We start from the raw sequence: 12,680 nt of genomic DNA, 5'->3' as shown, positions 1-12,680 counted from the left end.
AGTAGAGCACTCCGGCGGCTGATCGCGAATTATACGTTTTACATGTGCAATATGCATAATCCCCGCAAATCGCGCCATGAGCGGCTTCAGACGGTCTCCCCCCGCTCCAGCAGCGCGACACCGATCTTCGAGTCCGCCATGCCGTAGAACACCCAGTCGCGGCCGTCCACCGTCTCGATGGCCGTCGGGAACACGACGTTCGGCACGATGCCGCTCCGCTCGTCCTCCGTCTCGGCCGAGAGCAGCGGTTCGGTGGTGCGGTCGAGCACCCGCCACGGCTCGTCGCCGTCGAGGATCATCGCACCGGCGGCGTAGTTGACGTTCTTCTGCTGCGCGACCCCCGACTCCAGCCGGCCGGTGACACCGTGGTGAATGAGCAGCCAGCCTTCGGGGACCCGGCGCGGCGCCGGGCCCGCGCCGATCTTGAGCTCCTCGAACGGGAACTCGGGACCCGCGAGGAACCGGTTCTGCCGCCAGCGGGCGAGCTCACGCAGGTCGCGCTGCACAGCCTCAACGGGGATGAACGCGATCCAGATGCTGGGCCGACTCTCGCCCGCGGGGGGATGCTCGCCCTCGCCCGGGCGGATTTCGCCCAGGTCCCACACCGGCCGGTGGAGCACGGCGAGGCTCGGGGTGCCGTCCGGCGCGGTGACCGGTTCGGGGAAGAACACGGTGTCCTTGTTGTGGAAGAGCGACAAGTCGATCCCCAGCTCGTCGTCGTACTCGAACGACACCGGGCCGAGCCGCCGCCAGGCGCGCAGGTCGTCGGAGACGGCGACCGCGGTGTGCGGGCCGAGCGGTCCGTAGGCGACGTACGTCATCACGTGCAGCCCGAGCGACGGGATGAACGTGATGCGCGGGTCCTCGACGCCCGCGTTCGAACGGCCGCGCTCGAAGGGGCGGTCCGGTTCGAGGACGACGCCCTGGCGTTCGACGGCGACCGGGACGCCGTCCTCCGTGATCACGCGGGCGAGCCCGACGCGCGAGACGTTTCCCTCGGCGACCAGGCGCGGCAGCAGGTACAGGTCGCCGTCGGGGCCGTGGCCGGACGCGGGGTTGAGCACCCCCTCCGCCTCGAGCGGCTCGCCCGCGACAGGTGTCATCACGACGCCCGCGCGCGAGAGCCGGTACGGGAACGCGCTCATGCGTCCACCTCCTTGTAGAAGTACAGTTCGCGGACCCCGGGTGGAGCATCCCATCCCTGGGCGAACGACCAGCGGCCGTCGAGCTTCTGGAGTCCGCCCCAGGCGAGCGAGCCGCCGCGGTTCAGCTCCAGTTGCGTGAACGGGTCGTCGAGCCGGTACAGCGCCTGCGCTGCGGCGAAGTCGCCGTCGGCGTCGGCGTAGAAGAAGTCGAGCACCAGGTGGTCGCCGTCGACGACGGCGCAGGCGACCTCGAACAGCGAGCCGGGGAGCGGCGACAGGTCGAGGTAGGGCTGCACGTCGAAGCGCCACTCGAGGCCGTCGGTCGAGCGTCCGACCGTGGGCCGGCCGCCGCATCCCTCGGACAGGAACATGAGGTACTCGCCGCCGATGCGCACCGCCCGGCCCTGCGCGTCGCGCGGGATGACCGCTCCCTTCGCCCAGTACTCCGACACCTCGTAGGGGACGACGAGGCCCCGCTTCGTCCAGTGCTCGAGGTCGTGCGAGACCGCGCTCATGATGTCGACGGCGACGGATCCGTCGTCCCGTCGCCAGATCGCGTTGTAGAAGAGCACGTAGCCGGTGTCGAGGGCGTAGACCTTCGGGTCCTCGACGCCGAGCGTCTCGTTCGCGAGCGTCGGATACAGGATCGGGTTGGCGGGGGAGTCGTGCCAGACGCCGTCCCGCCGGACCGCGTGACCGATCCGGCTGGCGGTCGACTCCTTGCGCGGCGATGCCCGGTAGAACAGGTGCACGTCGTCGCCCCGTTGGATGACGGTCGGGTTGAAGACCGAGTCGCTCGTCCATCCCACCCCGGTCGGGTCGTCCCACTGGCCCTCCGGGCGGAAGGTCAGCGCGTCGTCACGGACGAACGGTCCGATCGCCCAGTCTGGGCGCACCGGGTAGTGCGCCGAGAACTGGTCGGTCGAGATGCGGTCGGTGAGGGCGTTGGTGTGCGCGAGCGCCTCGCGGTAGCTCGCCAGCAGGGCGTCGTGCTCCGCCGGAGCGGTGTGGACGGTGTCCATGGTCTCCCGTGGTTCGTTTCTGTGGATGGACGGGGTGGGTCAGCCCTTGACGGACGAACCCAGGTCGGTGGAGGTGAAGTAGCGCTGGAACACGATGAACAGCACGACGACGGGCGCGGCCAGCACGACGGCTCCGGAGAGGATCGCGCCGTACGGGTTCGCGGTGGACCCCGCGACCGTCGAGATGTAGTTCGCCAGCGACACGGCCAGCGGCTGCAGGCTCGCCTCCTTGGTGATCAGGAACGGCCAGAGGAACTCGTTCCACGGGCCGATGAAGGTGAGCAGCAGCACCGTGACCAGGGCCGGACGCACCAGGGGCAGCGCGATCCGCCACAACAGCCGGAACTCGCCGGCCCCGTCGACGCGGGCGGCGTCGAACAGCTCCTTGGGGAGCTGCAGGAAGTACTGCCGGAAGATGAGCACGGCCGCCGAGTTGATCGCGAACGGCAGGATCATCCCGAGGTAGTTGTCGGCGAGCCCGTAGTTGCGAGCGATGAGCACGTACAGCGGGATCATCAGCAGCTGGAACGGGATGGTCTGCACCAGCAGAGCGAGGGCGAAGGTGACCCCGCGTCCGCGCCACTGGAGCACCGCGAGCGAGTACCCGGCGAGCACGCCGAACACGACCGTGCCCAGCAGCACGCCGCCGGTGAAGATCCCCGAGTTCACGAGGCCGGTCACCAGGTTGATGCGCGAATTGATCTCGGCGTAGTTCTGCAGCGTCAGGTTGCCCGGGTTCGGGAAGGCACCCGCGATCGTCGTGTCGGGGGCCGTCTGAAGCGACCCGACCAGCATGTAGTAGAAGGGGAACAGGAACGCGATGGCGCCGAGCGTCAGCACGATGCCCTGCAGGATCGCCTGCCCGCGGCTCAGCCGCCGCGGGGTGCCCAGGTCCCTCCTGCGCTTGGTCCGCGCCGGTGCGACGGCACGTGGGGTGGTCTCCGTGGTCATGACTCGTTCCTCCCTCCGACGAAGCGGTTCTGCAGCCAGCCGATGATGAGCACCCCGATGACGAGGATGACCCCGATCGCGGAGGCGTATCCCGGGTGGCCCTGCTGGATGCCCTGCTGATAGATCAGCAGCACCGGCGAGGCGGATCGGCCCTCCGGCCCGCCGCCACCGGTGAGCAGGTAGGGCTCGGTGAACAGGTTCGCGCCGGTGATCGTCGCGAGCAGCAGGACCAGCACGGTCGCCGGACGCACGCCCGGAACGGTGACCGACATGAACTGCCGGATCTTGCCCGCGCCGTCGGTGGCGGCCGACTCGTACAGCTCGGTCGGCACGTTCTGCAGCGCCGCGAGGTACAGCAGGATGTAGAAGCCGAGACCCTTCCACGTGACGTAGATCGCGATGGACGGCATGGCGAGCGCCGGGTTCGAGAGCCAGCTCGGGCTCGGCGCCAGCGGACCGAGGATCTGGTTGACGAGTCCGTTCTGGCCGAACAGGAACAGCCAGACGGCGATGGTCGCCACACTCGCTGTCACGTACGGCACGTAATAGCTCACCCGCAGGAAGGTGCGGAACCGGACGATGCTGTTCAGCCCGGAGGCGAGCAGCAGCGACAGGATGACGGTGAGCGGCACATTGATGATCAGGAAGATGCCGACGTTGACGAACGACTGCAGCACCTGAGGGTCGGTGAACGCCTGGATGTAGTTGTCGAACCCGACGAACGGGCGATCCACGTTCGCCCCGGGCGCCGCGAAGAAGTAGTCGAAGAACGACATGTACACCGCGAAGCACAGCGGGAACGCGAAGATCGCGAGCACGAAGACGAGATACGGCGCGCTGAACAGCCAGCCGAGCGGGTTGGTGCCCAGGATGCGCTGCACGAGCGGCGGCCGGTGCGTGCGCCCCGACCCGGCGGCGGGCGAGGCGCCCGCCGCCGGCCGTGCGGTGTCAGAACCGCGGACGGAGGTGCTCATGGCTACTTCTGGGCCTGGAGCTTGTCGATCTTGTCGGCTGCCGCCTTGAAGACGTCCTCCACCGATCCGCTGCCGTTCACGACCGCCTTCGTGTAGGCGTCACGCAGGGCCTGCATCTGAGCGATGGTGTTCGTGCCGGTCGGGTCGTCCACCGTGCGAGCGCTCTGCGCACCGAACTCCTTGTACGCGGGGTGCGAGTCGAAGTACGACGCGTAGGTGGTGGCGAGGTCCTTGCGGATCGGCATCTGGCCGCTGACGTCGAGCAGCTTGCCGTCCTGCTCCTGGCTGGTCGCGAACTTCAGCACATCCCAGGCCGTTCCCTGGTTCTTGCACGAGGTGTACATGCCGATGTTCTTCGCGTCCGGGAAGGTGTAGGTCTCGTCGGCCGACTTGCCGTCCTTGGTCGGGACGGGGACGGAGCCCCACTGGACCTTGTCGCCGTAGTACGCGATCGCCCACGGGCCGACGATGGCCATGGCGGACTTGCCGTCCTGGAACGCGTCGCCCTGGTACTGCTCCTTGCCGGCGAGCCCATCGCTGTAGATGGTCTTCCAGAAGTTGGCGACATCCAGCGAATCCTGGTCGGCGATGGTGGCCTTGCCGTCCTCGATGAAGGTCTTGCCACCGGTCTGGGCGGCGAGCAGCGGCAGGTAGTCGAAGTTCACCTGGAAGAACTCGCTCGTCGGGGCCGGGTAGATCGCGTACGGAGCTGCACCGGACGACTTGATCTTCTGCGCGGCGGCCAGGAACTTGTCGTAGGTCGACAGGTCGGGCTTCTCGGGGTCGAGGCCGGCCTTCTGGAAGATGGCCTTGTTGTAGAAGATCATGACGGGGTTCTGCTTCCACGGCATCTGGTAGTAGTCGCCGTCGGCCGACTTGTACTGGGCCGCGGCGTCACCGCTGCGGGCCTCGATGTACTTGTTCCCGTCCGGGAACTTCGACAGGTCGACGAGGCCGCCCTGCTTCTGCCACTGGCCGGTGGCCGCCGGGAGGTTGTTGAACACCAGGCACGGCGTGGTTCCCGCGGTGATGGCGGCGCCGATAACCTCCTCGGTGCTCTTTCCGGCAGGCACCTCCTGCGCCTTGATCTTCTCCTTCGGGTGCGCGGAGTTCCAGGCCGAGACCATCGCCTTGCCCCACTGCACCTCCTGGGTGTTGTTGGAGTACCAGATGGTGATCGGGCCGTGCGCCTTCATGGCGTCCGTGCTGCCGCCTCCGCTCGAGCCGCACGCGGCCAGGGTGCCGGCGACGATGCCGGCAGTGATGAGGGAGATGGCGATCCTACGCTTTCGCATGTCTCTGCCTTTCGGTGGGTGTGGGGGGTGGGGTCGATCAGCCTGCCGACGGCGGGGCGGTGGAGGCGCGCACCACCAGCCGGGCGGGCGGCAGCGCGACGTCGCCGGGTTCGCCGTCCTCCACCAGCCGCAGCAGCGCGGTGGCGGCGGCGGTTCCCCAGCCGGCCGGGTCGTTGTCGAGGGTGGTGAGGGAGGGGTAGACGAACGACCCGATGTGCGAGCCGTCCAGTCCGGTGATGGAGAGCTCGGCCGGGAGGTCGAGCCCTCGCTCATGTGCGACGCCCATCCCGGCGATCGCCATGGGGTCGTTCCCGTAGACGATCGCCGTCGGGCGGTCCTCTGTCTCGAGCAGGGCCTTCGTGGCCTCGGCGCCCTGCTCGGGAGAGAAGTCTGTGGTGACGACGACGGGGGAGATCCCGGCCGCCGCCGCGGCGAGCTCGAAGCGCTCACGCCTGCGGAGCCCGTGCAGCATCCGCTCGTCGCCCGAGACGTGGGCGATGCGGCGGTGCCCGAGCTGGACGAGGTGCCGGACGAGCTCGTCGATGCCGGAGTCGTAGTCGCGGGTGATGACGGGGAAGGGGCTGCCACCGGGCGGCTCGCCGAGCGACACGGCGTAGGAGCCGAGCCGCGAGATCAGCGGGATGCGCTCGTCCGCGGCGAGGAGGTCGGTGAGCAGGAACCCATCGACGCGCTTGTCGGCGACGAGCCGCTCATATGCACGCTCCTCGGCGGCGCGGTCGGGCACGACGGTCAGCACGAGCACGTTGCCGCGTTCGGCCAGCACGGTCTCCACTCCGGCGATGAACGAGGCGAAGAACGGGTCCACCTCGATCGTGCGGGGTTCGCGCCGCAGCACCAGCCCGAGGGCGTAGGCGCGCCGGGTGCTCAGACCGCGGGCCCCGGGATGCGGTGTCCAGCCGAGGTCGCGGGCGGTCTGCAGGATGCGCTCCCGCGTCTCGCTCGCGACCCCCGGCCGCGCGTTCAGGGTCAGCGATACGAGCGACTTGCTGACGCCCGCGGCGCGGGCGACGTCGTTGATCGTGACGTTGGCCGGACTCATGCGGGGCTCACTTCGGGGTCACCGTGGTGAAGCCGCCGGGGAGGACCACGATGATGCCGTGGGCTCCGACGGTCTGCGTGCGGCCGACCTGGCGGCCGGAGGAGTCGTAGCTGGTCGCGGTGACCGGGCCGGTCGCATCCAGCTTCTGCGGCACCGGCAGCTTCGTCGCGTTGACGTAGACGTCGAGGCTGCTGCTGCCCGCGAGTCCAAGGTGCGACACGACGGGCTGGACGAGGAGGGCATCCAGCCGTGCGGTCCCGGAGACGCGCGCAGTCACCGTCGTGGCCTGGGCGGGAACGGGGATGGGCAGGGTCTGCGGCAGCAGGAACACCGGGCTGGGCGCGATGCCCTGCTCACCGGGGCGGACGTTGTCGGTCCGGCCGAGGGGCAGCGTCAGGCGGCCGACCGAGGCGGTCCACGAGGTCGTGCCTGCTCCGCCCGGACCGAGGTCGGCGATCGGCAGGATGCGCGCCGCCGGGTGGCCCGTGGGAAGCGTGACCGTGACGGTGGAACGGTCGGAGGCTTGCAGGTAGGCGCCGCCCGACCAGTTGGCCGAGCCCGTCCAGGCCGACGGCGGCGTGACGGTGGTGACGGTTCCGGTCGTCGTGCCGGACTCCGCCTCGACCACCGTCAGGCCCTGGGTCGCGGTCGTGCGGGTGAGGGCAGTAGCGGCGCGGGCGATGGCGGGATGCGCATCCAGCGCGAGCATGCTCAGCTGGGTGTGGATGACCGACTCGGCTCCGCAGTTGCGGTTCACGGTGCCGTCGGCCGCGATGCCGTCGACGCAGACACCGGTCGCCGGATCGTAGGCCGGGACACCGGCGCGGTTGGCCCCGAAGTACCAGGCGGCCTGCGCTCCGGCCAGGGCGGCGAGCCCGCCGGCGCCGGTCGCGTCGGCCGCGGCGACGAGGCCCTCGAGTCGCGAGTCGACGCCGTAGGCGATCTGGGTGCGGTCGGCCGGGGTCGGCGTCCAGCCGTTGTCCGGTCCGCCGGTCGCGAGCAGCTGGGCGGTGAACTGGGCGAGGTCGGTGGTCGCACTGCGCTGCAGGGAGGCGTCGCCGAGGGTGGTCGACGCTGCGGTGAGGGCGGCGGGCTGCATCCCGGCCCAGGCGTGCCAGAAGGTGGGGGAGTTCGCCTCGGGCAGGAGGGCGCCGAACGGCCACTGGCCGATGCTGCCGCTCTGCAGCTTCGCGATCCCCTCCGAGTAGTGGGAGAGGGCGGTGCGCGCGGCTGTGTCCGCCGGACGGGCGGAGACGTACGCGCTCAGGCCGAGCACGGCCTCCGCTGTCGCCCCGGCGCTGCCGACGATCAGCCAGCCGGGGACGCTGACGCCGTTCGCGACCTGCGTCTGCGGGTACTGGGCGAGCGACTGGCGGCCGAGGGCGCCGAGCGCCAGCTGCATCCGGTCGCCGAGGAATGACGCGAAGGCGGGGTCGGCGTCGCGGAAGCCCGCGTAGCCCTCGCCGAGCGCCCAGACGGTGCGGGCGAGCCAGAACGACTCGGCCGAGTCGGACGGGTCGGGCAGCTCCTTCGGGATGGCGGACGGGTTGAGCGTGCCGTCGTGCTGCTGCCAGAGCACCACGTTGCCGGCGTTCGGGCCCTCCGTCGTCTGCAGGTAGGTGAGCGAACGGAGCAGTTCGTAGGCCGACGTGCGGCTGGATGCCGTGCCGTTCTGCTTCCAATCGCGGAGGTAGACGACCGCGGCGCGGGAGATGTCGTCGGCGTCGTACGCGCCCTGGGCGTACCAGCCGCGCGCCGCGTCGGTGATCGGGCCGCCGCCGACGCGGTGGAACGTGCCGTCGGACTGCCGGTCGGCGTACACCCAGGGGGCGCGGGCGACCGGCTCCTCCGCGGCACGGTACGTGGTGTGGCCGGCGACGCCCGCGAGGAGCGGGACATCGTCGAGCAGGAAGTCGAGATGCGCCAGATTTGTGAGCTTCGGCGGTGCGGCGTCCGCGGTGGCGGAGGCGCTGCGGACGGTCGCCGGAGCGGTGGTCGCGGCCTGCGCGGGCAGGGCGACGGCGGTCACCGCCAGCGTCGCGCCCAGCGCGAGAGCGAGCGCAGCCCGCGGTGTCTTCAGTTCTCGGTTACGCATCGTCGCGACCCCTCATGGTGGAGCGGCCCCCGGGCGGGGGTCATTATCTAAACCGGTTTAAAGGACGGTAGGCGCGCTGGCGGCAAAAGTCAACGTGAGTCTTGTGAAGGCCCCCGTCGCGCGACGAGACTGGCCGCACCGTACCGCGATCGACCACGCCATGACGGCGGGGCAGGAGGACTTCCGTGGAGTACAAGGACATCCCGACCCAGGCCGACGTCGAACGGATAGCCGGCTTCCGGCAACCCGGATGCGTCAGCGTCTACCTGCCGACCGGGACGACCCCGGCCGAGGCCGACCGCGCCCGCATCGAGCTGAAGAACCACCTGGCGTCGGCCCAGCGGGCACTCGAGAAGCTCGAGGTGCCGCGGTCGCGCATGCAGCGCGTCCAGGCGGAGGGGGAGCGGATCCTCGACGACCGCGACTTCTGGCGCTACCAGTCCCGGTCGCTCGCGGTGTTCCTCGACGGCGAGCTGGCAGAGACCTTCCGCCTCCCGAACCGGCTGACCACCGCGTGCGAGATCGCGGACCGCTTCTACGTGAAGCCGCTGCTGCGTGCGCTCACGTTCCCGCAGACCGCGCTCATCCTCGCCCTCGCAGGCAACTCGGTGCGCCTGCTGCGGATCACGCCCGACCAGTCGCCCGAGCGGATCGACGTGCCGGGGATGCCGACGGATGCGGCCTCGGCCGTCGGACTGCCGTCGATCAGCGGACGGCAGGCCGACGGGCGCATCCAGGGCTCTGAAGGGCACAAGGTGCGGATGCTGGAGTACGTGCAGGCGATCGAGCGCGCCCTGCACCCGCTGCTCGCCAACTCGACCGAGCCGCTCATCCTCGCCGCCGCGGAGCCGCTGCTGGGCATCTTCAAGGGGGCGGGGGAGCATCCGCACCTCGTCTCCGAGGTGATCGGCGGCAATCCGGAGGACAAGACCGACGAGGAGCTCGCCGCGGCGGCACGCGGCGTGCTCGATCGCCTGTACGCCAGCAAGGTCGCCGCGCTCCGCGAGACGTACGAGGCGCGCATCGCCGCCGGGACGGCTCTCGTCGATCTCAGCGACATCGCGCGCGCCGCGACCTTCGGCGCGGTCGAGTCGCTTGTCATCGACATCGACCGCCGGGTGCCGGGCACCGTCGACGACGAGACGGGCGCGATCACGTTCGGCGATGACGACACCCCGGGCGAGTACGGCGTGGTGGACGAGATCCTCCGCCGTGCGCTCGCCTCGAAAGCGAAGGTCTATGCGCTCCGGGCGGAGGACGTGCCGGGCGGCGGTGCGGCCGCTGCCGCGGTCCGCTTCCCGGTCTGACCGCGCTTCCGGTTCTCCTCCCTTTCCGACGCCGTCGGAAACGGAGGTCATCGGGCCGTGCTCCGCCCGCATCCCCTCCGTCCCCGGCGAAAACACCGATCGACCGGGCGTTTCTCCTCCGTTTCCGACGGCGTTGGAAAGGGAGGAGAAGGGAGACGACGCACCGGCGCGAGGAGGGAAACGGAGGCCCCCGGACCGGGTTCCGCCCGCGTCCACCTCCGTTTCCGGCGGCGCGCGTCAGCGACGGGGGCGGACCGCCAGCACGAGGAACTCCTGCACCGCGGCCAGCCAGTCGTAGACCGCGCGCTGCATCGCCGACTCCTCGTCGTGGATGTCGCCCTCGTCGCCGTCCTCGTGGATGCCGAGCCGCGCCGCGAGGACCAGCCGGAGGTCGGTGATCGTCCGCAGCCACGCGCTCGCCTCGGCGTCGTCGAGCGCCACCTCGGTTCGTCTGCCGACCGGCTCGCCGAGCGTCCGCGCCATCAGCCGCGCGTTGTGCTCCTTGCGGTCGGCGAGCCCCTCCGCGGTGAAGCGGCGGAACTCCGCTGACGCCTCCGGGTCGTCCGGGTACGCGTCGGGCAGCAGGCGCCCGAGCGCCGGGTCTGCCTGCGGTCCGTCGGGGGTCGCGGCGGCACGCGCCAGCCCGGCCGCCTCGTCGGCGAGCGACAGCAGCAGACGTGCTTCGTCCGCGGTGAAGGAGGCGACCACCCGACCGTCGCGCCGCCTCCGGTGGAACGGGATCACGCGTCCGCCTTCTGCAGCGTCGCCCACAGGCCGTACTCGTGCATGGCCTCCACGTGCCGTTCCATCTCCTCGCGGGTGCCCGTCGCGACGACCGCGCGGCCCTCCGTGTGAACCAGCATCATGCGCCGCTCGGCCTCTGCCTTGGGGAAGCCGAAGTAGGTCTGGAACACGTAGGTCACGTAGCTCATCAGGTTGACGGGGTCGTTCCAGACGATCGTCACCCACGGTGAGCCCAGTTCGAGGAGCTCATCCGTCTGCTCCCGTGTTCCGGTCTGCTCCAGCGTGCCGGCGTCCGTCATCCGGTCGCCTCCGCGATAGCGTCCGCCGCGCGCACCAGCGCCAGGTGGGTCAGCGCCTGCGGCGTGTTGCCCGCGTGGGAGCGTCCGTCGACGTCGTATTCCTCGGAGAGCATACCGACGTCGTTCGCCAGGCCGACCAGCCGGTCCATGAGCCGCGTCGCGTCCTGAGCACGGCCGGAGCGGGCGTACTGCTCGACCAGCCAGAACGAGCAGGCCAGGAAGGGATGCTCGCCGGGCGGCAGCCCATCCACTCCGGATTCGGTGCGGTAGCGCAGCAGCAGGCCGTCGCGCAGCAGATCCTCCTCGAGTGCGCGCACGGTGCCGAGCATCCGCGGGTCGTCCGCGTCGACGTAGCCGACCTGAGCCAGCTGCAGCAGGGAGGCGTCCACGGCGGTCGTGCCGTAGTGCTGCACGTAGGTCCCGCGGTGCGGGTCCCAGCCGTTCGCCTCGATGTCGGCGCGGATGGCGTCGCGCTCGCGCTTCCAGCGTTCGACCGGGCCGTCGAGGCCGTACTCCTCGACGCCGCGGATGGCGCAGTCGAACGCCGCCCAGACGAGCGCGCGCGAGTGCGTGAACTGCTGCGGCTTGTCGCGGATCTCCCAGATACCGTGGTCCGGGTCGCGCCAGTGCTGCTCCAGGTAGCCCATCAGCGCGCGCTGGAGTGCCCACGAGAAGCGGGTCTCGGCGTTTCCCGCGCGGCGGCCGCGGTCGAGGCCGAGCATCACCTCGCCGATCACGTCCGCCTGGAACTGAGTGGATGCGCCGTTGCCGATCCGCACGGGATGCGCGCCCTGGTATCCGGGCAGGCTGTCGATGATCCGCTCGGCGAGGTCGCGCTCCCCGGCGAGCCCGTACATGATCTGCACATCGCCCGGGTCGCCGGCGATCGCGCGGAGCAGCCAGTCGCGCCAGTGGTCGACGTAGTCGTTGTAGCCGTGATCGAGGAGCACGCCGATGGTGAGCGAGGCGTCCCGCAGCCACACGTAGCGGTAGTCCCAGTTGCGCTGACCGCCGAACGCCTCGGGGAGGGACGTCGTGGCCGCGGCGACGATGCCGCCGGTCTCCAGGTGCGAGAGCGCGCGGAGGAGGAGCAGCGACCGCACGACCTCGTCGCGGTACGGCCCATCGTGCGCACAGCCGCTTGCCCAGTCCGTCCACCACTCGCGGGTGTGCTGCAGTGCCTTCTCGACGTCGAGCGCGGGCGGGGCGTCGCGATGCGAGGGGAACCAGGTGAGCACGAGGTCGACGGTCTGGCCGGCGCGAACCGTGAACGACCCCTCATGCGAGTGGTTCGCCGCGTGCAGCTCGGAACCGCGCACGACGATCGCGTCAGGCCCGGCGACCGCGATGAGGGCGTGCGGCCGCTCGGACTTGTCCTGGCGGACCCAGGGGATGGCCGTCGCGTACCCGAACCGGATGCGCAGGTCCTGGCGCATCCGCACCGTGCCGCTGACACCGCGGACGCGGCGGATGATGTCGGCGCGGTGATCGCCCATCGGCATTACATCAACGACCTCGACCTCGCCGTCCGCGGTGCGCCACCGCGTGACGAGGATCATCGTGTCCTTCTCGTACTGACGCGTGCTGGTTGCCGAGGCGTCCTCCGGGGCGACGAGCCAGCGGCCGTGGTCCTCGGTGCCGAGGAGGGCGCCGAACATGGACTGCGAGTCGTAGCGGGGCAGGCACAGCCAGTCGATGCTTCCGTCCTTCCCGACAAGGGCCCCGGTGAAGCAGTCACTGATCAGGGCGTAATCCTCGATGGGGAGCGACATATTCCCAGTATGGACG

11 protein-coding genes are annotated in these 12,680 nt (G+C 70.3%); 1 reads left to right on the top strand and 10 read right to left on the bottom strand.

Annotation, left to right across the window (positions count from 1 at the left end; all coding sequences use genetic code 11):
* Positions 1-86: 86 nt before the first annotated feature.
* Genes ABIC47_RS13560 through ABIC47_RS13530 form a run of 7 tightly spaced genes read right to left on the bottom strand, consistent with a single transcriptional unit; the run spans position 87 to position 8,542 of the window.
* Positions 87-1,145, bottom strand: a complete 1,059-nt coding sequence (locus ABIC47_RS13560) for a glycoside hydrolase family 130 protein (RefSeq protein WP_354481082.1) — start codon at positions 1,143-1,145, stop codon at positions 87-89.
* Positions 1,142-2,167, bottom strand: coding sequence for a glycoside hydrolase family 130 protein (locus tag ABIC47_RS13555; RefSeq protein ID WP_354481080.1), 1,026 nt, complete (start codon positions 2,165-2,167; stop codon positions 1,142-1,144). The genes ABIC47_RS13560 and ABIC47_RS13555 overlap by 4 nt, the downstream gene beginning before the upstream one ends.
* 39 nt (positions 2,168-2,206) lie before the next feature.
* Entirely contained in the window at positions 2,207-3,118 is a 912-nt protein-coding gene (locus ABIC47_RS13550; RefSeq protein WP_018190557.1) for a carbohydrate ABC transporter permease, read from the bottom strand.
* Complete coding sequence (locus tag ABIC47_RS13545; RefSeq protein ID WP_089875380.1) at positions 3,115-4,092, bottom strand: carbohydrate ABC transporter permease; 978 nt, start codon at positions 4,090-4,092, stop codon at positions 3,115-3,117. Before ABIC47_RS13545 ends, ABIC47_RS13550 begins: the two co-directional genes overlap by 4 nt.
* A gap of 2 nt (positions 4,093-4,094) precedes the next feature.
* Positions 4,095-5,387, bottom strand: a complete 1,293-nt coding sequence (locus ABIC47_RS13540) for an ABC transporter substrate-binding protein (RefSeq protein ID WP_089875381.1) — start codon at positions 5,385-5,387, stop codon at positions 4,095-4,097.
* 37 nt (positions 5,388-5,424) lie between these two features.
* On the bottom strand, positions 5,425-6,447 hold the full coding sequence (locus ABIC47_RS13535; protein ID WP_018190560.1) for a LacI family DNA-binding transcriptional regulator: 1,023 nt from the start codon (positions 6,445-6,447) through the stop codon (positions 5,425-5,427).
* Between the two features lie 7 nt (positions 6,448-6,454).
* A complete protein-coding gene (locus tag ABIC47_RS13530; RefSeq protein ID WP_354481078.1) occupies positions 6,455-8,542 on the bottom strand; it encodes a hypothetical protein in 2,088 nt (695 codons plus the stop codon).
* Between the two features lie 185 nt (positions 8,543-8,727).
* On the opposite strand from ABIC47_RS13530, the gene ABIC47_RS13525 reads away from it, so the two are divergent.
* Complete coding sequence (locus ABIC47_RS13525; protein WP_354481076.1) at positions 8,728-9,849, top strand: baeRF11 domain-containing protein; 1,122 nt, start codon at positions 8,728-8,730, stop codon at positions 9,847-9,849.
* 237 nt (positions 9,850-10,086) lie between these two features.
* Here the strand turns inward: ABIC47_RS13525 and ABIC47_RS13520 are convergent, their stop codons facing one another.
* The 3 genes from ABIC47_RS13520 to ABIC47_RS13510 are packed head-to-tail and all read right to left on the bottom strand — an operon-like array spanning position 10,087 to position 12,664.
* Positions 10,087-10,593 (bottom strand): DUF2017 family protein, encoded by a 507-nt coding sequence (locus tag ABIC47_RS13520; protein ID WP_354481075.1) that lies wholly within the window; start codon positions 10,591-10,593, stop codon positions 10,087-10,089.
* Entirely contained in the window at positions 10,590-10,892 is a 303-nt protein-coding gene (gene clpS, locus ABIC47_RS13515) for an ATP-dependent Clp protease adapter ClpS (RefSeq protein ID WP_018190564.1), read from the bottom strand. The genes ABIC47_RS13520 and clpS overlap by 4 nt, the downstream gene beginning before the upstream one ends.
* The gene (locus tag ABIC47_RS13510) at positions 10,889-12,664 is read right to left on the bottom strand and encodes a glycoside hydrolase family 15 protein (RefSeq protein WP_354481074.1); all 1,776 of its coding nucleotides are present in this window, start codon (positions 12,662-12,664) and stop codon (positions 10,889-10,891) included. The genes clpS and ABIC47_RS13510 overlap by 4 nt, the downstream gene beginning before the upstream one ends.
* Positions 12,665-12,680: the final 16 nt, after the last annotated feature.

Origin of the sequence: Leifsonia sp. 563 (assembly GCF_040545055.1) — a bacterium.
Lineage (GTDB): Bacteria > Actinomycetota > Actinomycetes > Actinomycetales > Microbacteriaceae > Leifsonia.
The sequence above is the reverse complement of the archived record's forward strand: the minus strand, read 5'-3'. Positions and strand labels throughout refer to the sequence as shown.